Origin of the sequence: Nonomuraea rhizosphaerae, from assembly GCF_019396405.1 — a bacterium.
GTDB classification, from domain to species: domain Bacteria; phylum Actinomycetota; class Actinomycetes; order Streptosporangiales; family Streptosporangiaceae; genus Nonomuraea; species Nonomuraea rhizosphaerae.
The window spans coordinates 1-20,111 of the sequence record NZ_JAHKRL010000268.1 but is presented as its reverse complement, the minus strand read 5'-3'; the positions used below and the strand labels follow the sequence as shown (position 1 = coordinate 20,111).

Below are 20,111 nucleotides of genomic sequence, written 5' to 3'. Positions count from 1 at the left end.
GTGCGGCCCGCGCCCGGCAGCCGCGAACCCGCCGCCGAGCGCGCGGACGCGCCGGCCCCGGTGCTGGCGGCCGCCTCATGACCGGCCGCCGCGCCGCGGGCCGCCGCGGAAAACCCCCCAAACCCGAGCCGGAGACCCCGCCCGGACCCCGGCCGGGAACCCCAGCCGGACTCCGGCCGGAGTTCCCCACCGGACCCCAGCCGAGGGTTCCGGCCGGTCCCCAGCCGGAGGCCGGTCTCCAGCCGGAGGCCGGGCGACGGGCCGCCGGACGGGCGGGGAGGGCGTCAGGCGGCGGCGCGTCCGCCGGAAGGGCGTTCGTCGAGAACCGGTTCGGGCTGTTCCTGCTGGTGGTCGTCGCGCTGGCGGCCCTGTACGGCGTCGCGTACGTGACCCGCCCCGCCCCGGCGCCGCCCGCCCCCGAGGGCCCGCGCAAGGTGGCCGTGGAGGCGGCGACGGCCGTGTGCCCGTCGCTCAAGGGCGGCCGCGTGGACGTCTACCTGCCCGGCGCCCTGTCCCGCCCGACGATGAAGGGCGCCGACCCGTACGTGGCGACCGGCCCGGGCGGCCTGGAGGCCGGTTACACCACACGCGAGACCAAGGGCGAGGCCCGCGGCCTGGCCGGGGTCCGCTGTGCCGAGCCCGGCGCGGCGGCGTGGCTGGTCGGCCCCGGCCCCGCGGACGCCGACGTCACCCTCCACCTGATGAACGCCGACCGCGCCGCCGCCCTGGTGGACGTCGAGGTCTACGCCGCCGAGGGGGCCGTCTCCGGCGACAAGGGCCGCGGCCTGGAGATCCCGCCCGGCGGGCACAGCGCCATCGACCTCAAGACGCTCGCGCCGTCGGCGGACGTGATGGCCGTGGGCGTGACCGTCCTCACCGGCAGGCTCGCGGTGGCCGCGCACGCCTCCCTCGGCGGGAACGGCGTGGACTGGCTGCCCGCCGCCGCGCCGCCCGCCACGCGCGTCGTGGTGCCCGGCGTCCCGGGCGGAGGGGGCACGCGGAAGCTGCTGGTCGCGGCCCCTGGCGACGCCGACGCGAACGTGGCCGTCCAGGCGGTGACCGAGAGCGCCGCGTACCAGATGAAAGGCCGTGAGTCCATCGACGTCCCGGCGGGCAGCGTGGCCGCGCTCGACGTGACCACCGGCATCGGCGGGGAGTCGGCGGGGCTGGTGCTGACGTCCTCCACGCCCGTCGTGGCCGGGCTCGTCGTGACGGGTACGGGCGACAAGTCGGATGTGGCGTTCACGGCGGGGACGCCGTCGCTCGCCCTGGGCAGCGCCGTGGCGGCCAACCGCGACGGCGCCCGCCTGGTGCTCACCGCGCCCGTCACGGCGGGCAGGGTCAGTGTGCGGATCGTGCCCTCGCGTGGCGCCGCGCAGCCGCCGTTCGAGGTGGACGTGCCGGCGGGGCGGACCAAGAGCGTGAAGCTGAAGGCCAAGGGGGAGTTCGGGGTGGTGGTCACGCCCGTCTCGGGCGAGGTGTACGGGGCGCGGGTGATCGAGGAGCGGCTGAAGAGCGGGCTGCTGCTCACCGCCCAGCCGCTGGCGCCGGCCAGGACCTGGACCCTGCTGCCGCCGCTGGACGACACCCCGGCGGTCGTGCTGCCCTGAAGGCTCAGCGCCGGTCGTCGTACCCCGGGTCGACGGTCTCCGGCGAGACGCCCAGCAGGGTCGCGACCTGCTCCACCACCGTGTCGTGAACCAGCGCCCCCAGCGTGTCGCGGTCACGGGCGCGCGCCTCCAGCGGCCGCCGGTACACCACGACGGCGGCGGGGTTCTGGCCCCGCGCCACGTCGGCGCGGCCGAACGGGATCGGGTCGGTGCCCAGGCTGGGCCCGTCGCCGAGCTCGCTCAGCGGCGGCACCTCCTCGACCGCGAACTCCACCGCCGCGAGCTGCTTGCCCCACTGCGGCCGCAGCCGGTCGACGGCGTCGAGCACGAGGTCGTCGAACCGCTCGCTGCGCGACCTGGCGATCGGCACGTGGGAGGGGGCGATCGGGCCGCGCATGCCGCGACCGTGGCGATCGCGCCGTCTGGGACCACGCCGTGGATTCACGGGCCAAGTCTATGGGGAAGGACTTCTGAGGGGAGAGGGAAGGACTTCCGGCAAGACGGGGAAGAGCCTCCCGCGATACCGCATCGGGTCATGTGGGTGGAAAGCCTGCGACAGGTGTCCGAATTGTGGCGACACGCTCGTTAAGAGCGCTCAGATAGTGGCGCCTCGCACTCTTACCAGATACGGTCCCTCCGTGAGCCCCGTCCGTCGCTGTTCCCGCACCGCGTGCAGCCAGCCTGCCGTCTTCACGCTCACGTACGTATACGCCGACTCGACCGCTGTACTCGGCCCTCTGGCGACGTACGCCGAGCCACACTGTTATGACTTGTGCGCAGAACACGCGGAGCGGCTGACCGCTCCCCGCGGCTGGGAGGTGGTGCGGCTGCCCACGGACGGCAACTCGCCCAGCTCCGACGACCTCGAAGCGCTGGCCAACGCGGTCAGGGAGGCCGCGCGCCCGACGCCGTCCGGCGGCGGCGAGCCGGTCGGCCAAGGGGTCGAGGTCGGGCGCAGGGGGCACCTGCGCGTTCTTCGGTCCGCCCAGCAACATCGCGACCGGTAGGCTCGTTCGTACACCTGACGGACCTAAGGGCGGAGCTGGAGAGTGGGCGATCTCGCCAGGATCTTCAAGGCGTACGACGTTCGCGGCGTGGTGCCCGACGAGTTCGACGAGCAGACCGCCGAGGCCGTGGGGGCGGCCTTCGTCGAGGTGACCGGGGCCCGCTCCGCGGTGGTGGCGCACGACATGCGTGAGTCGTCGCGGCCGCTGTCCGACGCGTTCGTGCGCGGCGCGCGCTCGCGCGGCGCCGACGTCGTGCACGCGGGCCTGGGCTCGACCGACCTGCTCTACTACGCCAGCGGCAGCCTCGGGCTGCCCGGGGTGATGTTCACCGCCAGCCACAACCCCGCCCGCTACAACGGCATGAAGATGTGCCGCGCGGGCGCGGTGCCGATCGGCGGCGACTCGGGGCTGGTCGAGATCCGCGACCGGGCGGCCGAGCTGATGGGCCGCTCCATGACCCCGACCGGCACCCTCATCGAGAAGGACCTGCTCCAGGGGTACGCCGACCACCTGCGCACGCTGGTCGACCTGTCGGCCTCCCGGCCGCTGAAGGTCGTGGTCGACGCGGGCAACGGCATGGGCGGCCACACGGTCCCCGCCGTGTTCGAGGGCCTGCCGATCGACCTGGTGCCCCTCTACTTCGAGCTCGACGGCTCCTTCCCCAACCACGAGGCCAACCCGCTGGAGCCGGGCAACCTGCTCGACCTGCAGCGGGCCGTCCGCGAGACGGGCGCCGACCTGGGGCTGGCCTTCGACGGCGACGCCGACCGCTGCTGGGTGATCGACGAGCGCGGCGAGTCCGTCCCGCCGTCGGCCGTCACGGCGCTCGTGGCCGTACGCGAGCTGGCCAAGGACCCCGGTGCGACGATCATCCACAACCTGATCACCTCGGCCGGGGTGCCGGAGATCGTCCGCGAGCACGGCGGCGAGCCGGTGCGCACGCGCGTCGGCCACTCGTTCATCAAGGCCGAGATGGCGCGCACCGGCGCGGTGTTCGGCGGCGAGCACTCCGCCCACTACTACTTCCGCGACTTCTGGTTCGCCGACTCCGGCATGCTCGCGGCCATGCACGTGCTGGCCGCGCTCGGCGAGCAGGAGCGCCCGCTGTCCGGCCTGATCGGCGCCTACGCGCGCTACCACGCCTCCGGCGAGATCAACAGCACGGTGGCCGACCAGGACGAGGCCCTGCGACGGGTGCGGAGCGCGTTCGGCTCCCGCGGGACCGTCGACGAGCTCGACGGGCTCACCGTGACCGGGTCCGGCTGGTGGTTCAACCTGCGCGCCTCCAACACCGAGCCGCTGCTGCGGCTCAACGCCGAGGCCGCTGACGAGAGCACGATGACGGCGATCAGGGACGAGGTCCTCGCCATGGTTAGAGGGGTGTCAGTGTGAAGATCGACGACTGGCTGCTGGAGATCCTGGCCTGCCCGGCGTGCAAGGCGCCGCTGCGGGCCGAGACCGAGACCGAGGAGCTGGTCTGCACCGGATGTGGCCTCATCTATCCGGTCAGGGATGACATCCCCGTCCTGCTCGTCGACGAGGCCAGGAAGCCGTGATCTGGGAGCCCGAGCGGCTCGACGACCAGCACCACCTCACTGAGGGTGACCCCGGCGGCATGCTGATGGCGGTCGCCGCCTCCGCCGCCCAGGTCCGCACCGCCCACCGCACCGCCGTCGAGGCGGGCATCGACCGGCTGTCCGCCGAGCGGCGGCCGCGGGCGATCGTGGTCGCCGGGATGGGCGGCTCCGCCATCGCCGGCGACATCCTGGCCGCCGTGTGCGGCAACGGGGCGCCGCTGCCCATCGTGACGCTGCGCTCGTACCAGCTGCCCGGCTGGGTGGGGGCGACCGACCTGGTCATCGCCGTGTCGTGCTCCGGCCGTACGGAGGAGACGCTGTCCGTGGCCGCGGAGGCGGTGCGGCGCGGCTGCTCGCTGCTGGCCGTCGGCGGCGCCGACTCGCCGCTGGAGGCGATCGCCCGGCAGGCCTCCGCCCTCTACGTGGCCGTCCCGGCGACCGGGCAGCCCCGCGCGAACGTCTGGCTGCTCACCGTCCCGGTCATCGTCGCCGCCGCCTCGCTCGGCCTGCTCCAGGCCGACGACGACCTGTACGAGCGGGTCGCCACGACGCTCGAAGCCGTCGCGCACCGGTGCCGCCCCTCCAGCGACTCCTTCATCAACCCGGGCAAGACGCTGGCCATGGAGCTGGCCGAGAGCGTGCCGATGATCTGGGGCTCCTCGCCGGTCACCACCGTGGCCGGGTACCGGCTGGCCTGCCAGCTCAACGAGAACGCCAAATACCCGGCCGTCTTCGGCGAGCTGCCCGAGGCCAACCACAACCAGGTCGTCGCCTTCGACGGGCCGCTGGCCAAGCGTGACATCTTCGCCGACGAGCCCTCCGGGCACACGCTCCGGCTGGTGATGCTGCGCGACGTCGAGGAGCATCCGCAGGTCGCCCGCCGCCGCGACGTCTCCGTGCGCCTGGCCGCCGACCGCGACGTGCCGGTCAGCGAGCTGTCCGCCGAGGGGTCTCATCCGCTGGAGCGAATGGCATCGCTCATCGGACTGGGTGACTATGCGAGTACGTACCTCGCTCTCGGGTACGGCGTCGATCCGACCCCTGTGTCAGCGATCACAGAGCTCAAGGCGAGGATTTCCCCATAGGATCCCCTTCCAGGCTCTTGTGAGCGTGATCTTATGAGTGGAGTTGTCCGGTGAGCGCGAGTGGCGGTACCAAAGCGATCGTTGCGGCATTGACCGCTAATCTGGCCATTGCCCTGGCGAAGTTCGTGGCCGCCTTCTTCACCTCGTCGTCCTCGATGCTGGCGGAGGGCATCCACTCGGTCGCCGACTCGGGCAACCAGCTCCTGCTGCTGCTCGGCGGCAAGCGGGCGCAGCGGGAGAAGGACCAGAAGCACCCGTTCGGGTACGGGCGCGAGCGCTACTTCTACGCCTTCGTGGTGGCGGTGGTGCTGTTCACGATCGGCGCCGCGTTCTCGCTCTACGAGGGCTTCTCCAAGATCAGTCATCCGCACGAGCTGGAGTCGCCGATCTGGGCGTTCGCGGTGCTGATCTTCGCGATCATCGCCGAGGCGTTCTCGTTCCGCACCGCGATCAAGGAAGCGAACCCGCTGCGCGGCAAGCAGTCGTGGGTGACCTTCATCCGCCGCTCCAAGTCGCCGGAGCTGCCGGTCATCCTGCTGGAGGACCTCGGCGCGCTGCTGGGTCTCATCTTCGCCCTGTTCGGCGTGACGATGACGGTGATCACCGGGGCCAGCATCTGGGACGCGATCGGCACCCTGATGATCGGTGTGCTGCTGGCCGTGATCGCGGTCATCCTGGCCATCGAGACCAAGTCGCTGCTGGTCGGCGAGGGCGCCTCGCCCGAGATGGAGGGCCAGATCCGGACGGCGCTGGAGGGCGCGCCGGAGGTGGACCGGGTGATCCACATGCGCACGATGCACCTCGGCCCCGAGGAGCTGCTGGTGGCGGCCAAGATCGCGGTCGCGCACGACGACACGGCGTCCGACGTGGCGCGGGGGATCGACGAGGCGGAGCGGCGCATCCGGGAGGCCGTGCCGATCGCCCGGGTGATCTACCTGGAGCCCGACCTGGACCGCTCACACAGCCGCACGGCGAGCTGACCTGCCCGGAGTTACCTTCGCGACAAGTTGGGCGGGCCCGTCCAGCTTGATGAACGCCTCCGCCTGCAGCGCCGACACCCCGATCCGCGGCAGGTCCCGCGCGTTCGGGTACACCACGAACCGTGGCTCCCAGATCGGCCGGAACTTGGCGTTGAACCGGTACAGCGACTCGATCTGGAACCAGTGCGACAGGAACACCAGCAGCCCCCGCCAGGCCCGCAGCACCGGCCCCGCCCCCAGCCGCTCGCCGCGGGCCAGCACGGCCCTGAACATCGCGAAGTTCAGCGACACCTGCTCGACCCCCATCCCGGCCGCCGCCTGGAGGGTCCTGACGATGAGCAGCTCGTTCAGGCCGGGCTCGGCGTCGCGGTCCCTGCGCATCAGGTCGAGTGACACGCCGCGCGGCCCCCACGGCACGAAGTGCAGCACGGCCCTGATCTCGCCGTCCTTGTGCGCCGTGGCCACCACGCACGCGCCGTCGGCCGGGTCGCCGAAGCGGCCCAGGGCCATGGAGAAGCCGCGTTCGGTGTCGGTGCCGCGCCAGGAGTCGGCGGCGTGCCTGATCCGCTCCTTCTCCGCCTCGGCCAGGTCGCGCACGCGCCGCACCCGGCAGGTGTAGCCGGCGCGCTCGACCCGGTTGGCCATCTGGCGGACGTTGCGCATCGCCCGGCCCTCCAGCGTGAACCCGGCGACCTCGACCACCGCCTCGTCGCCCAGCTCCAGGGCCGACATCCCGGTGCGGCGGGTCCACACCTCGCCGCCGGTCTCGCCGCAGCCGATCACCGCCGGCACCCACGCGTGCCGCCTGGCCTCGGCCATGAACCTGTCGATCACCGTCGGCCACGCCTCCGGGTCGCCGATCGGGTCGCCGCTGGCCAGCATGACCCCCGACACGACCCGGTAGGCGATCGCCGCCTTGCCCGACGGCGAGAACAGCACGCTCTTGTCGCGGCGCAACGCGAAGTAGCCGAGCGAGTCACGCCGCCCGTGCCGGTCCAGCAGCTCGCGCAGCCGCCGCTCGTCGTCTGCGCTCAGCTCGGCGACCGGGCGCTCCGGGCGCAGCGCGAGGTACAGGGTCGTGACCGTGGTCAGCGTGCCGAGCGCGAGCAGCGAGAAGTACACCAGGTCGGAGACGTGCCCGGCCGAGTACGTGACCGGCCCCTCGACGCCCACCAGCCCGAGCGCCACGTGTTCGAGCCGGTCCGGCACGCTCGGATGACCGACGATGGCCGCCGGATGGGCGCTGACCAGCACGTACCCGAGCCCGAGATCGAGCGCGCCGAGCCCGAGCAGGTTCCACAGGGCCCGCCGGCGCGTGCGCGGATCGGACAGGGCGGCGAACCGGCGGCGGTTGACCAGCAGCGCCGCGCACACCACGAGGCTCACCGCGGCGGTGACCAGGTGACGCAGGTGCACGATCTCCACGACGGCGCTCACCGGCAGCAGCACCACGACCGCCCGCCATGCCCGCGCCTTCCCGCGCCGCAGCCCGTGCGCCAGCATCACCAGCAGGATGCCGACCACCAGGGACGAGGCCCGCGCCACCGTGGTGACGATGCCGGGCAGGAAGTCCGACCACTGGCCCATGCGCGTGTGACCGAAGCCGGGAGCGACGGTCTTGACGATGTCGAGCAGGCCGATCAGCAGCGTCGCGTGACCCGCGACCGCCGGCACCCAGGGGCGCGAGAGGCTCTTCACGCTGGGGAATTCAACGCCGCGCCGCATAACGGCCGTGTTAGCGCGGAGCCGCCTTCCGCGCCGACCCATCCCGCCTTTCGCGCTGACCCGTCCTTCCTTCCGCGCTAACCCATCCTTTACGTCGCGGCCGGTATCCCTGTCAGGGGAGGCGACATGGGGCTGACGTCGGTGAAACTGGAAGTCCTGATGGCTCTGGCGGCCGTGGCGGCGCTGGTGGCGACCGTCTGGTGGTGGCCGCGGCTGGGCGGCCGGCGTTGGCGAGCCGTGCTCGGCCGTACGGGGGTGCTCGCCGGGAACCAGGTGCTCACGCTGGCCGCGCTGGGGCTGGTGGCGAACTCGTACTTCGGCTTCTACAGCGACTGGGGCGACCTGCTGGGGACCGACACGACGAGCGCGCCCATCACGGTCGCGGGAGTCGGCGCGGGGATCCGGGTGCTGGCGCAGCATGCCGTACGCGGGGGGCGGATCGAGCAGGTGCTCATGCCGGGGCCTGCGACGCACCTCAGCGAGGAGGCCTACGTCTTCCTGCCGTCCGCCTACTTCACCGACAAACGTGAACGCTTCCCCGCGATCCTGGCGCTGACCGGCTACCCGGGGGATCCCAAGAACCTGATGACCCGGCTGGACCTGCCGGGACGGATGGCGAGCGCGATCGCCGAGCGGCAGGTCAAGCCGACGATCCTGGTGATGATGCGGCCGAGCGTGGTGCTGCCGCGCGACACCGAGTGCGTCGACGTGCCGAGGGGGCCGCAGGCGCAGACGTACTTCACCACCGACGTGCGCCAGGACATGATCTCGGCCTACCGGGTGGGGGCGGGCCGGGAGTACTGGGGGGTGCTGGGCGGCTCGACCGGCGGGTACTGCGCGCTGAAGTTCGCCATGAGCCGTCCGGAGGCGTTCTCGGCGGCGGTGTCGCTGTCGGGGTACTACCGGACGATCATCGACGGCACCACGGGTGACCTGTTCGCGGGGGACAAGACGGTCGAACAGCGCAACGACCTCATGTGGCGGCTGGCCAACCTGCCCGCCCCGGCAGTGAACGTGCTGGTCACCAGCAGCCGGAAGGGGGAGGCCGACTACCGGCCGACGCTGCGCTTCCTGGGCGCGGTGAAGCCGCCGATGCAGGCGTCGTCGCTGATCCTGCCCAGCGGCGGGCACAACTTCAACACCTGGAACAGGGAGCTTCCCCAGGCCCTGCCCTGGCTGGCCCAGCAGCTCCACGCGCCCGCGTCATCGTGACGAACGGCTATGTGTCAGAGCTTGCGGCCGACGACCCCGTACCCGCCCGGGAAGGTGTCCTTGATCATGTCGTCCTCGGGACGCCACAGATGGCCCACCACCAGGCCCGGCTCGACGAGGGCGTACCCCTCGAAGAAGCGGGCGATCTCCGGTCCGCTGCGGTGGGTCATGCCGGTCGGGGTGTCGCGGTACACCTCGGCCATCGCCGCCATGGCCGCCGGCTCGAAGTCGGCGGTCGTGTGGGACAGCGCCAGGTAGCTGCCGGCACAGGTGGCCGCCGAGTAGGTCCTGACCGCGGCCCACGGGTCGAGCTCGTCCCTGATGTGCATGAGGGTGCCGACGATGATCACCGCCACCGGCTCGCTGAAGTCGAGGGTGTCGAGGACGCTGCGGTCGCCGAGAATGGTCTCGGGCTCCAGCAGGTCGGCCTCGATGTACGTCGTGCGGCCCTCGGGGGTGCCGCGCAGCAGGGCGCGGGCGTGGTTCATGACGATCGGGTCGTTGTCGACGTAGACGACGCGGGCCGCGGGGTTGACGGCCTGCGCCACTTCGTGGGTGTTGCCCTGGGTGGGGATGCCGGTGCCGATGTCCAGGAACTGGGTGATGCCTGCCTCGGTCAGGAAATGTACGACGCGGCCGAGGAACGCCCGGTTCTCCCTGACGCCTTCGATCACCGCGGGTGCGGCCCGCAGCACCATCTCGGCGACGACCCGGTCGGCCTCGAAGTTGTCCTTGCCGCCCAGCCAGTAGTCGTACACCCGGGCCGGGTGGGGCACTGTCGTGTCGATGCGGTGCTGGCTGTCTCTGCTCACCCGGGCCTCCGCCTCGCAAATCCCGCTTCTGCGGGAGATCGTAGCCCTCGGCCGGATTCGCTGTCAGTGGAGGCGACGGGGGCTATTCGTGGCCCGTCAAGCAGGACGTCCCGTTGTCGGTCATGTCGAACAGGCAGCGCCCGTCCTGGTTCAGGGAGATCACCTTCTTCACCGACCTGAACTGCTTCAGCGTCGTCTCGATCGTGTGCAGCGCGCGGGCGTCGCCGCCCACGCCGCTGCCCCACACCATGCGGCAGAACCGCAGGGTGGCGGTGCCACGCTCGATCTTCAGCTTGAAGTCGCCGCCGCAGTCGGACTCGCCGTGCAGCCGTCCGGTCAGCTCGGAGCGCAGGCCCTTGGCCCGCTCGGCCTTGGTGGGGCCGGCGATGAGCTGCTCGATGGTGTAGCGGGCGACGCCCCGGTCGGGCGCCTTGCGAGTGACGGCTACCGCTTTGCCCGGTATGCCGTACCCCTTGGAGAAGTACACCTTGACCTCGCCGCCCATCTGCGCGGGGGTGAGCGCGAGGACGGTGGCCATCAGGAGATTCATCATGATTGATTGGACGCCCGGCCAGGAGCCGAGGTTCGCAGCAGGCGCAGCGCCTTCTCCTTCTCGAAGTCCAGGGCCCGGCGGGGGATCTGGATGCGGCCGATCCGCACGCCCAGGTCGCGTACGGCGCCGGCCACGGCGGGCTCGCTGAGCACCCGCAGCGCGAACGCCAGCTCGGCGGGCGTGATGTCGAACCTCTTTTCCAGCTCCATCCCCTGTGCCACCGCCGCCAGCTCCTCGGGGCCGAACCGCCGGTGCGCACCCCGCTCCCGTACGGGCGGCAGAAGGCCCAATGCCTCCCGGTATCGGAGCATTCGAGGGGACATGCCGAGCCGCCTGGCCGCTTCAGTGATGCGCATTCTTACATTCTTACGTCAGATTCGGGCCTCTGAGGGTGCGACCTTGCTCCGACGGCACCTAAACTCGGCGGCGACAACTCCGTGACGCGAGGGGAAAACCCGATGGACTTCAAGGTCGCCGACCTTTCACTTGCCGACTTCGGCCGCAAGGAGATCCGGCTCGCCGAGCACGAGATGCCGGGCCTCATGGCGATCCGCCGCGAGTACGCGGGCACGCGGCCCCTGGCCGGCGCGAAGATCATGGGCTCCCTGCACATGACGATCCAGACCGCCGTCCTCATCGAGACGCTGGTCGAGCTCGGCGCCGAGATCCGCTGGGTGAGCTGCAACATCTTCTCCACCCAGGACCACGCCGCCGCCGCGGTCGTCGTCGGCCCCGACGGCACCGTCGACGACCCCAAGGGTGTCCCGGTCTTCGCCTGGAAGGGCGAGACGCTGGAGGAGTACTGGTGGTGCACCGAGCAGGCGCTCACCTGGCCCGGCGGTGAGACCCCCAACATGATCCTCGACGACGGCGGCGACGCCACGCTGCTCGTCCACAAGGGCGCCGAGTACGAGAAGGCCGGCGTCGTGCCGTCCGCCACGGACGACGACCCGGAGGAGTGGCACGTCATCATCGGCCTGCTCCAGCGCACGGTCGGCGACGACAAGCGGTGGACGAAGATCGCCGAGAGCATCAAGGGCGTGACCGAGGAGACCACCACCGGCGTGCACCGCCTGTACGAGATGCACAAGAACGGCGCGCTGCTGTTCCCGGCGATCAACGTCAACGACTCGGTGACCAAGTCGAAGTTCGACAACAAGTACGGCTGCCGCCACTCGGTCATCGACGGCCTCAACCGCGCCACCGACGTGCTGATCGGCGGCAAGGTCGCCGTGGTCTGCGGCTACGGCGACGTCGGCAAGGGCTGCGCCGACGCGCTGCGCGGCCAGGGCGCCCGCGTCATCGTGACCGAGATCGACCCGATCTGCGCGCTCCAGGCGGCCATGGACGGCTTCCAGGTCACCACGCTGGACGAGGTCGTCGGCATCGCCGACATCTTCGTCACCGCGACCGGCAACTACGACATCATCACCGCCGACCACATGGCGAGGATGAAGCACCAGGCGATCGTGTCGAACATCGGCCACTTCGACAACGAGATCGACATGGCGGGCCTGGCCAAGCTGCCCGGCATCGAGAAGCGCAACATCAAGCCGCAGGTCGACGAGTGGGTGTTCGCCGACGGCCACTCGATCATCGTGCTGGCCGAGGGCCGCCTGATGAACCTGGGCTGCGCCACCGGCCACCCGAGCTTCGTGATGTCCAACTCGTTCACCAACCAGGTGATCGCGCAGATCGAGCTGTTCGCGAAGACGGACGAGTACCCGATCGGCGTGTACACGCTGCCGAAGCACCTGGACGAGAAGGTCGCGCGGCTGCACCTGGACGCGCTGGGCGTCAAGCTGACCGAGCTGACCAAGCCGCAGGCGGAGTACATCGGCGTCCCCGTCGAGGGCCCGTACAAGTCCGACCACTACCGGTACTGATTCACAAGCTTCAACAGCGGTTTCTTTTACGGCAGGCACGGTGGGCGCCAACCCCGCACGGGGCTGGCGCCCGTCCAGGGAAACGCTCCTCCGGTGATGCGGGCCGGCCGCCGTGACGTGCGTATTCTTGGCCGTCTTCTTCGGAGAACGTGAGGCGTGGGACGGGTGGATCTCCGCGACAGTGGCGAGCGGCACATCAGCTGGGCCGCTCGCTCCATGCCCGTGCTGATGGCCATCGGCGCGCGGTTCGAGCTGGAACGGCCGCTCGACGGCCTGCGGATCGCCGCCTGCCTGCACGTGACCGCCGAGACCGCCGTGCTCATGGGGGCGTTGAAGGCCGGGGGCGCGCAGATCGCGCTGGCGGCCTCCAACCCCCTGTCCACGCAGGACGACGTCGCCGAGGCGCTGCGCGAGTACGGGATCGGGGTGCACGCGCGGGCCGGCGTCGACCGGGCCACCTACTACCGGCACATCCACCAGGCCCTGGACCTGGAGCCGGACCTTGTCCTGGACGACGGGTGCGACCTGGTCAACATCCTGCACACCGAGCGGACCGACCTGCTCGACGGCGTCTCCGGCGGCTGCGAGGAGACCACGACCGGGATCATCCGGCTGCGGCAGATGGCCGCCGAGAATGCCCTGCGCTTCCCCGTCGTCGCCGTGAACGACACCCGGACCAAGCGCATGTTCGACAACCGCTACGGCACCGGGCAGTCCACGCTCGACGGCATCATGCGGGCCACCAACACCATGCTGGCCGGGCGTACGGTCGTGGTGGCCGGGTTCGGGTTCTGCGGGCGCGGGGTGGCCGAGCGGGCCAAGGGGCTGGGCGCGCGCGTGGTCGTCACCGAGATCGACGCCGTCAAGGCGCTCGACGCCACACTCCAGGGGTACGAGGTGCGGCCGATGGCGGAGGCGGCGGCGGTGGGCGACCTGTTCATCACGGTGACCGGGAACCGCGACGTGATCAGGGCCGAGCACCTCGCCGCGATGAAGGACGGCGCGATCCTCGCCAACGCCGGGCACTTCGACGTCGAGATCGACGTGCGGGCGCTCGACGAGCTGGCCGAGGAGGTGCGCCGCGGCGTGCGGGCCAACACCGACGAGTACGTGCTGGCCGACGGCCGGCGCCTGCTCCTGCTGGCCGAGGGCCGCCTGGTCAACCTGACGGCCGCGGAGGGGCATCCGGCGGCCGTGATGGACATGTCGTTCTCGGCGCAGGCCCTGGCCGTCGCCTGGCTGGCCGGGGAGCGCGAGCGGATGGCCCCGGGCGTGTACGACGTCCCGGAGGAGATCGACCACGAGGTGGCCAGGCTCAAGCTGGCCGCGGCCGGGATCGGCATCGACACGCTGACCGGCGAGCAGGAGGACTACCTGCACTCCTGGCGCGTCGGCTCCTGACGACACCCACCCGTTACCCACTTCGACACTTGGCCATCTATGCCACCCCACAAAGACCCTCCGCTATCGCTCCGGATGCCGCCTCCAGTCGAGGCAAGCCTCACCCCCTGAAGGGCCTCGCTCCGCTCGGACGCCTGACCAAGGCGCGGGCTTCGCCCACGCAAACGCTTCGCCCCAAGATTGACCACGAAGACAATCAGACATCCAATCCAGGGGCGACAGCACGCTGACCTGGACGCTTAAGGCCGCGTCGACCTGAGCGCAGAGGCCGAGCAAAGGAGTCCAGCCAGCAGCATGGTGTGGGGGCCCAGGCAAGAGCAATCGGCAGTCTCATGACGCGTCCTCCGACCGCCCATGCGGAGCCCGGCCCAGCCGACTCCCAGGTCGGCGAACACCTGATCGTGAACGGTCTTCACGAACCGTCGCCAGAACCTCACCGGAAATCTTCAGCATCTTGGGCCGCCAGCCTGTCGGAACCGCTTCGGACAGGAAACCTTCGTGGATCTCCAGCTGTACCCAGCCGCACCGGTCGATCACTTTGTCCGGCCTGTAGCGGTCGCGCAGCACCTCATCGACGAACACGAACCAGCCGTGCTCCCGTACGATCATCAGCGCCTGTCGTCACCGGTCTACAGTTTTCGTGAACCATGGCCGTCGCCGGATGTCGATGAGTACTCAATCTTCGGCGCTTTTCGGCAAGCGCCCGATGCCACCGCATTGACAGGATCCGGCAGTGTGCGCCTCCAGCCCCGCAGAGAACATCGTCGATCCTCCGGACATCGCGGCGGAGGGCGTCTGATCTTCGCTGTTACACAACACGGGAAGCTCGTCACTTGAGGATCATTGCGTCGAAGTCTCAAAGAGAGACTGTCGATCTGTTCACAGGTCGACAGGCAGTACTCCCCCACTGCGAGGCAACCCGAGATCCTTCAAATAGGTAATCCGCGCATTTATTGCAGCCGCAAAATGCTGCCAATCCAGCGCTCTCATGGGTTCGTTTGGCTTAGGCTCTGCCGCGGACGATGTAATATAACACACCGCGTCATACAGGCCTTCGGTCATCAGCCTCTGGCAGAAGATGGAGAACCGGTCCTGATATGAAGCTCCATGCCAGATGTCTTCCACCGAGAAGGCGCCCTCGCTGATTCTGACTGCGGATCGTGACCCCGGTGCATCCTCCATGATGAAGAAATATCCGAGCCACGGCTTCTCGCCAGGAAAGAAATCGGCCAGGGTGGTGCGCCTGAGATCCATCGCACTGCCAAGAGCTTCTTCTATTCGATTATTATAGTTGTTACCGAAAGAAGGGCCGCCGAGCGCCTTGAGCTCAAAGGCCGCCACGAGCGTGTTGGCATGAGCGACAACTACGTCCCATTGCTTGGTCGGGCGGTAGTAGCCAGGCAACTCTAAGCCTTGACTCTTATTGATCCTGATGTCCTGTGGCGAGTACCCGGCTTCCAGAAAGAATTTGGCAAGCAGTGCAGCGATGTCGTCGAAATGTTTCCCTCCGCGCACCGCCCCCGCAGTGCCGACACCCACGGCATCTTTGATCGCGGACAGCTCCCTCTGTGTCTGCTTCGCGCCCCAGTAAGCAGCGACGGCATCCTCGAAGTCCTGCCGCGTGACCGCCATGAGATCTTCTCCTAATCCGGGAGTTCTGTCAGCCCGTAGGCAAGTATCGCAGCTTCAGTGGCTGCCTCAACATCACGCCGATCGAATGCATCCGCAAGAGCCACGGATATCTCCGCGTCCAGTTCAGCCGGATCCGGTACACGGATCTTCCGCAAATACTGTGCTTGAAAGCGCAAGGTCCCCCCGCGCATTTTCACCGCATAGGCTTCCACGAATGCCTGTGCGACCTTGGACAGCAGCAAGCCGCCAAGGACACGGAGATCCCAAGCGCTTGAGACAATGTAGTACAAGTTGTGGTGAGGATACATCCCGCCAGGATCAAGAACGGGATGGATGGCCATCTTCATGTCCGGGAAAAGCAGTTTGGCTCGTCCTGTAAGCTTATTATCTACCTTGTCAATCGTTTTATACCAGCGGTCCGGATGTTTGACGGCGACGTACCGCTTTTTCAGCTCAAGGGTACGGTGAGTGAGATATCTCGCCAGCTTCGGATAACGAGCCAGATCCACCAGCTCGCCCTGAGCGCTCCATGGGTTGACCAAGTAGGCCCCTCCCCAGTCGAGCACCCCCGTAGTTGTATCCCTGACCATAGCCAGCGGCAGGAGCCGATCTGCCTCAACGAGATTTTCGTCGTAGGTGACGAATACCCTGTCGGCTCCTGTCGCGACGCCAATGCCGACGCGCGTACCAGTGGTCTCATCCTCCAGCAGGCGGAAGCGATCAGAGAGATCTTCCAACATCGCCAACCGGGCGGGGGACCCAGCAGGCCATGAGCTCCCGCCGGGGAACCAGTGAGGAAGGCGAGCGGCGTGGTAGGTCGGCTTCCTGACGCGAATCTCTCGGGATCTGGACCAGGCAACGAACTCCTGAGCTTCGGGAGCGCCGAACCCTTGTGTGGTGTCCGCTGCAATGGCCTGCCCTTGAGGTCCGTTCCTGATAACCGTGATAGCAGGGTAGGCGGACACCTGCTCATGGAAGGCGTCCACGTCGTGCATGACAAGTGACACGTCCATGCTGTAGAACCGCGTCACCAGCTGTCTGAGCTTCTGCCCGTACTGGTTGCGCATCCATCGATCGGCGCAGATGAATCCGAGTCGGCCTCCAGGCTTCAAGCTCCTGAGGCCCTTTTCATAGAACCCGATGTAGATGTCCGCTCGCCCGCCCATCGTTGAGCAGGCCGCCCGATACCTCGCCATTCGTATGTCAGGTACATCTTCAAGCCGGACGTACGGAGGATTGCCTACTACAAAGTCAGCGGCAGTGTGCTGTCCTCGTAGGAGGTAGTCTCCCTGGTTGATCCAGGAACAGACAGCCTTGTCCACATCCGGTGCCGGCCAGCCCGCCTCTGCAAGCTGCCGCGTCAATAGTTCTCTACTCTCCTGGACATTGTGCTCCAAGAGGTCCCACGCTTCTACGGCGTCGATCGCCTGAAGCAACGTACGCTCATGAGCTCGGCACGAGGCGCTCAACCGCTCCACGATGGCCCCTAGAAAGGCTCCGGACCCGCAAGCCGGTTCAACGATCCGCAGGTCCGCGAGATCTTTTTCCGGGGTGTACCCGACGAGGTCAAGGATGGCTTCCACGACCCATCGATGAGTGAACACTTCTCCATGCCGCACAGCCTCCCGCAACGATGCGGGAAGCCGCGTATGGTCATCGAGTCGAAGGTCATGAGTCGTCACGGGCCGACGATACCCTTTGCCCCGCCTCCCTGCCCTCTACTCACGCACGTGACCTCAGGAAACACAGAGACCCACGACCCAGGGGCGACGTCCTGAAAGCTCCCAGCGGCATCGTCGTACGGCTGATCGAGCGAATCGACCGGCAACCACCTCCGGCGAGATGGACCGGACGTGGGTGCACGGCTGCTTGGCCGAGTTGAGGACGCGGTACGCGGAGGTGCCCAAGGGCCTGCCGGACAGCCTCGTGCACGGGGACGCCGGGATCGGCGACGCGGTGAGCATCGGCGATGGCGAGTTCGAGATGCTGCGAGACATCCGTGAGTCCGCATGGCCTGCATGGCGGCGGCTCAAATCGCTGCGCAAATCTGGTGCGGCGCGATGAGGTTGTAGGTGGTGCTGAGGCTGGCGTGCCTGCGCGGCGCTCGTAGGTCAAGCGGCGATCGTGGCCAAGCAGCGGTCGTGGGGCCAAGACCTTGGGCCTGGACACCAGTACTGCAGAGGTACGATCATGCCTCCCCGGCGCGTGCCCCAGAGGGACGGTGCCTGCGGCGTGGCCAGCGGATCACTTCAGCAGTTGCCGCATCCGCCGGATCTCGGCCGCCTGGCTGACCGCGATGTCCTCCGCGATCTCCTGGACCCGCAGGTGCGACCCCTTGGTGATCTCCTCGGTGGACATCACGATCGCTCCCTGATGGTGGGCGGTCATGAGCTGCACGAACAGCTCGTCGAATGCCGTCCCCGTGGCCGCCTTCAGGCCGGCCAGTTGCTCGGGCGTGGCCATCCCCGGCATGTTCTGGTGTGCCGCGTGGTGCTCGGGCACCTGCTGGCCCTGGGACTTCAGCCAGTCCGTCATCATCGCGATCTCCGGCCCCTGGACCTGGTTGATCCGTGACGCCAGCCGTTTGATCGCCTCGTCGGAGGCGCGGGTGGGCGCCATCAGGCTCATGTCGAGCGCCTGCCGGTGGTGGACGATCATGTTCTGCATGAAGCGGACGTCGGTCGCGTTCGCCTGCTGGGAGGGCACGGCGGTGGCGGCCTCGCTCGGGCTGAGGGTCCTGGCCTCCTCGCCGGGCCTGCCGGGGGCGATGACGGGGGCGGTGTCCTCGGCGGTGGGGGCGGGCGGGGCGGCGGACGGACTTCCCGTGCAGCCGGTCAGTACGAGCAGGAACACGCAGGTGCCGACGGTTAGTGCGTTGCGCACCTGACCTCCTTGACTGCCGGGAGTCGCGAGGTTGCACTATAGACGCCCGCCCTGTCACAAGAAAACACGGCAAATCAGCAAATTTCTTGTCACGATGCTCGCTTGGCGGAACCTTACTCCGCGGGTCAGAATTTTGTCATTTATGTGTACCTTATGACCCGGAAGGAGCCCGAGGGTGCTGACCCTTCGCAGGACCCTGGTCGCTGCTACGGCTGCGATCGCGTTAGGGCTGACCGCGATGCCGGCCGTCGCCGCCGACATCCCGCCGAACGACACGGTGGTGACCAGCCCCAATGTGACCCACGTGTTGAACATCCCCAAACCCGCCCCCATCGCCGCCACCATCAACACCGACATCGCCTTCCAGGGCGACTACGCGTACGTCGGCAACTACGGCGGCTTCTCGATCTACGACATCCGCAACCCGAAGAAGGCCAAGCCGGTCAGCTCCGTCGTCTGCCCCGGCAGTCAGATGGACGTGACGGTGTACGGGAACCTGCTGTTCTCGGCCGTCGACTCCTCACGCAACAACGACTCCTGCAGCAGCGTCGGGCAGGCGGCGAGCGTCAAGGAGTCCTGGGAGGGCGTCCGGATCTTCGACATCAGCGACAAGGCCGCGCCCAAGTACATCAAGTCCGTCGAGACGAACTGCGGCTCACACACGCTGACGCTGGTCCCGGGCAAGGGCTTCGACAAGCACAAGAACGTCTACGTCTACGTCTCGTCGTACAGCCCCGCGGCGAACTTCCCCGACTGCCTGCCCCCGCACGACAAGATCTCGATCATCAAGGTGCCGCTGAAGAACCCGGCCGAGGCGGCCGTGGCGGCCACCCCTGTCGTCTTCCCCGACGGCGGCAACGAGACCCAGCCCGGCCTGCTGGTGCCGACCAGCGGCTGCCACGACATCACCGTGTACGCGGAGAAGGACATCGCGGCCGGCGCCTGCATGGGTGACGGCGTGCTGTTCGACATCCGGGACCGGCTCAACCCGAGGGTCACGGCCAGGACCACCGACCCGAACTTCGCGTTCTGGCACTCGGCCACGTTCAGCAACGACGCCAAGAAGGTCGTCTTCACCGACGAGCTCGGCGGCGGCGGCGCGGCCACCTGCAACGAGGCGACCGGGCCGAACCGCGGCGCGGACGCGATCTACGACATCGTCCGCGGGCGGCTCGTCTTCAAGAGCTACTTCAAGATCCCGCGCTACCAGGCCGACAGCGAGAACTGCGTCGCGCACAACGGCTCGCTGATCCCGGTCAAGGGCAAGGACATCATGGTCCAGGCGTGGTACATGGGCGGGGTCTCGATCTGGGACTTCACCAACTCCGCGACGCCCAGGGAGATCGGCTACTTCGAGCGCGGCCCGCGCGCCGACGGCAGCGGCGGCGGCGTGTGGTCGGCGTACTACTACAACGGCTACATCTACGCGGCCGACTTCAACGAGGGACTCGACGTCATCAAGATCAACGATCGGCTCACGGACAGTGCCAGTCGCGTCCGCGCCGACCGCCTGAACACCCAGACGCAGGAGTCCTACCGCGAGTGGGGCTGGGGCCACAAGGACTACTGACCTGAGCTGAGCCGGCCCAATCCGAATCGAATCCGGCTGATCCGGCCTGATCCGGCCTGATCTGACCGGCCCGGCGCCGTCAGGGGCGTGAGCGGACGATTGTCCCGCTCACGGCCCGCGGCGGGCGTCACTCGTGGGGGGGCAGGGAACGCCACCAGAGCGCGATCCGCTGATGGGA

20 protein-coding genes are annotated in these 20,111 nt (G+C 68.7%); 11 read left to right on the top strand and 9 right to left on the bottom strand.

Annotated elements, in window-relative coordinates:
* Nucleotides 1-1,610, top strand: a 1,610-nt coding sequence (locus KME77_RS13395) for a DUF5719 family protein (RefSeq protein WP_246609687.1), incomplete at its 5' end; no start/stop codon positions are given.
* 4 nt (nucleotides 1,611-1,614) lie between these two features.
* Here the strand turns inward: KME77_RS13395 and KME77_RS13390 are convergent.
* On the bottom strand, nucleotides 1,615-2,007 hold the full coding sequence (locus KME77_RS13390) for a metallopeptidase family protein (protein WP_219466548.1): 393 nt from the start codon (nucleotides 2,005-2,007) through the stop codon (nucleotides 1,615-1,617).
* 241 nt (nucleotides 2,008-2,248) lie between these two features.
* Between KME77_RS13390 and KME77_RS13385 the strand changes: the two genes are divergently transcribed.
* From KME77_RS13385 to KME77_RS13365, 5 genes are read left to right on the top strand one after another with little or no spacing between them, the layout of a single operon-like run.
* Nucleotides 2,249-2,617, top strand: coding sequence for a DUF3499 domain-containing protein (locus KME77_RS13385; protein WP_219466545.1), 369 nt, complete (start codon nucleotides 2,249-2,251; stop codon nucleotides 2,615-2,617).
* 42 nt (nucleotides 2,618-2,659) lie between these two features.
* Entirely contained in the window at nucleotides 2,660-4,009 is a 1,350-nt protein-coding gene (locus KME77_RS13380; RefSeq protein ID WP_219466542.1) for a phosphomannomutase/phosphoglucomutase, read from the top strand.
* Nucleotides 4,006-4,173 carry a Trm112 family protein gene (locus KME77_RS13375; RefSeq protein WP_219466539.1) on the top strand — a complete coding sequence of 56 codons (168 nt, stop codon included), beginning with the start codon at nucleotides 4,006-4,008 and terminating at the stop codon, nucleotides 4,171-4,173. The genes KME77_RS13380 and KME77_RS13375 overlap by 4 nt, the downstream gene beginning before the upstream one ends.
* The gene (locus KME77_RS13370) at nucleotides 4,170-5,279 is read left to right on the top strand and encodes a bifunctional phosphoglucose/phosphomannose isomerase (protein WP_219466536.1); all 1,110 of its coding nucleotides are present in this window, start codon (nucleotides 4,170-4,172) and stop codon (nucleotides 5,277-5,279) included. Before KME77_RS13375 ends, KME77_RS13370 begins: the two co-directional genes overlap by 4 nt.
* Before the next feature lie 50 nt (nucleotides 5,280-5,329).
* On the top strand, nucleotides 5,330-6,259 hold the full coding sequence (locus KME77_RS13365) for a cation diffusion facilitator family transporter (RefSeq protein WP_219466533.1): 930 nt from the start codon (nucleotides 5,330-5,332) through the stop codon (nucleotides 6,257-6,259).
* Here KME77_RS13365 and KME77_RS13360 read toward each other — a convergent pair.
* Entirely contained in the window at nucleotides 6,236-7,957 is a 1,722-nt protein-coding gene (locus tag KME77_RS13360; protein ID WP_219466530.1) for a phosphatidylglycerol lysyltransferase domain-containing protein, read from the bottom strand. The genes KME77_RS13365 and KME77_RS13360 overlap by 24 nt on opposite strands.
* 153 nt (nucleotides 7,958-8,110) lie before the next feature.
* Here KME77_RS13360 and KME77_RS13355 point away from each other — a divergent pair, with 153 nt between their 5' ends.
* Entirely contained in the window at nucleotides 8,111-9,196 is a 1,086-nt protein-coding gene (locus KME77_RS13355) for an alpha/beta hydrolase (protein ID WP_219466528.1), read from the top strand.
* Nucleotides 9,197-9,210: 14 nt separating this feature from the next.
* On the opposite strand, the gene KME77_RS13350 is transcribed toward KME77_RS13355, so the two are convergent.
* From KME77_RS13350 to KME77_RS13340, 3 genes are all read right to left on the bottom strand, one after another.
* Nucleotides 9,211-10,008 (bottom strand): SAM-dependent methyltransferase, encoded by a 798-nt coding sequence (locus KME77_RS13350; RefSeq protein WP_219466525.1) that lies wholly within the window; start codon nucleotides 10,006-10,008, stop codon nucleotides 9,211-9,213.
* Between the two features lie 82 nt (nucleotides 10,009-10,090).
* Nucleotides 10,091-10,546: a GerMN domain-containing protein gene (locus KME77_RS13345; protein WP_219466523.1), complete on the bottom strand. Its 456-nt coding sequence runs from the start codon at nucleotides 10,544-10,546 to the stop codon at nucleotides 10,091-10,093.
* An 11-nt stretch (nucleotides 10,547-10,557) separates the two neighbouring features.
* Nucleotides 10,558-10,917: a MerR family DNA-binding transcriptional regulator gene (locus tag KME77_RS13340; RefSeq protein WP_219466521.1), complete on the bottom strand. Its 360-nt coding sequence runs from the start codon at nucleotides 10,915-10,917 to the stop codon at nucleotides 10,558-10,560.
* A 102-nt stretch (nucleotides 10,918-11,019) separates the two neighbouring features.
* Here KME77_RS13340 and ahcY point away from each other — a divergent pair, with 102 nt between their 5' ends.
* On the top strand, nucleotides 11,020-12,447 hold the full coding sequence (gene ahcY / locus KME77_RS13335) for an adenosylhomocysteinase (RefSeq protein WP_219466519.1): 1,428 nt from the start codon (nucleotides 11,020-11,022) through the stop codon (nucleotides 12,445-12,447).
* 165 nt (nucleotides 12,448-12,612) lie between these two features.
* On the top strand, nucleotides 12,613-13,848 hold the full coding sequence (locus tag KME77_RS13330) for an adenosylhomocysteinase (protein ID WP_219466517.1): 1,236 nt from the start codon (nucleotides 12,613-12,615) through the stop codon (nucleotides 13,846-13,848).
* A 330-nt stretch (nucleotides 13,849-14,178) separates the two neighbouring features.
* On the opposite strand, the gene KME77_RS13325 is transcribed toward KME77_RS13330, so the two are convergent.
* From KME77_RS13325 to KME77_RS13315, 3 genes are all read right to left on the bottom strand, one after another.
* A complete protein-coding gene (locus KME77_RS13325; RefSeq protein WP_219466515.1) occupies nucleotides 14,179-14,457 on the bottom strand; it encodes a hypothetical protein in 279 nt (92 codons plus the stop codon).
* A gap of 270 nt (nucleotides 14,458-14,727) precedes the next feature.
* Nucleotides 14,728-15,480, bottom strand: a complete 753-nt coding sequence (locus tag KME77_RS13320) for a PaeR7I family type II restriction endonuclease (protein WP_219466512.1) — start codon at nucleotides 15,478-15,480, stop codon at nucleotides 14,728-14,730.
* Between the two features lie 11 nt (nucleotides 15,481-15,491).
* On the bottom strand, nucleotides 15,492-17,099 hold the full coding sequence (locus KME77_RS13315) for an Eco57I restriction-modification methylase domain-containing protein (protein WP_308250688.1): 1,608 nt from the start codon (nucleotides 17,097-17,099) through the stop codon (nucleotides 15,492-15,494).
* 280 nt (nucleotides 17,100-17,379) lie between these two features.
* Here KME77_RS13315 and KME77_RS13310 point away from each other — a divergent pair, with 280 nt between their 5' ends.
* Nucleotides 17,380-17,544 carry a hypothetical protein gene (locus KME77_RS13310; protein WP_219466504.1) on the top strand — a complete coding sequence of 55 codons (165 nt, stop codon included), beginning with the start codon at nucleotides 17,380-17,382 and terminating at the stop codon, nucleotides 17,542-17,544.
* 180 nt (nucleotides 17,545-17,724) lie between these two features.
* Here the strand turns inward: KME77_RS13310 and KME77_RS13305 are convergent, their stop codons facing one another.
* Nucleotides 17,725-18,363 (bottom strand): DUF305 domain-containing protein, encoded by a 639-nt coding sequence (locus KME77_RS13305; protein WP_219466503.1) that lies wholly within the window; start codon nucleotides 18,361-18,363, stop codon nucleotides 17,725-17,727.
* 175 nt (nucleotides 18,364-18,538) lie between these two features.
* Between KME77_RS13305 and KME77_RS13300 the strand changes: the two genes are divergently transcribed.
* Nucleotides 18,539-19,933 carry an LVIVD repeat-containing protein gene (locus KME77_RS13300; protein ID WP_219466502.1) on the top strand — a complete coding sequence of 465 codons (1,395 nt, stop codon included), beginning with the start codon at nucleotides 18,539-18,541 and terminating at the stop codon, nucleotides 19,931-19,933.
* Nucleotides 19,934-20,111: the final 178 nt, after the last annotated feature.

What these genes read in the sequence shown, in the direction of transcription:
- KME77_RS13390 (WP_219466548.1), bottom strand. Translation starts at nt 2,007, where the DNA reads ATGCGCGGCCCGATCGCCCCCTCCCACGTGCCGATCGCCAGGTCGCGC.
- KME77_RS13355 (WP_219466528.1), top strand. Translation starts at nt 8,111, where the DNA reads ATGGGGCTGACGTCGGTGAAACTGGAAGTCCTGATGGCTCTGGCGGCC.
- KME77_RS13345 (WP_219466523.1), bottom strand. Translation starts at nt 10,546, where the DNA reads ATGGCCACCGTCCTCGCGCTCACCCCCGCGCAGATGGGCGGCGAGGTC.
- KME77_RS13340 (WP_219466521.1), bottom strand. Translation starts at nt 10,917, where the DNA reads ATGCGCATCACTGAAGCGGCCAGGCGGCTCGGCATGTCCCCTCGAATG.
- ahcY (WP_219466519.1), top strand. Translation starts at nt 11,020, where the DNA reads ATGGACTTCAAGGTCGCCGACCTTTCACTTGCCGACTTCGGCCGCAAG.
- KME77_RS13325 (WP_219466515.1), bottom strand. Translation starts at nt 14,457, where the DNA reads ATGATCGTACGGGAGCACGGCTGGTTCGTGTTCGTCGATGAGGTGCTG.
- KME77_RS13320 (WP_219466512.1), bottom strand. Translation starts at nt 15,480, where the DNA reads ATGGCGGTCACGCGGCAGGACTTCGAGGATGCCGTCGCTGCTTACTGG.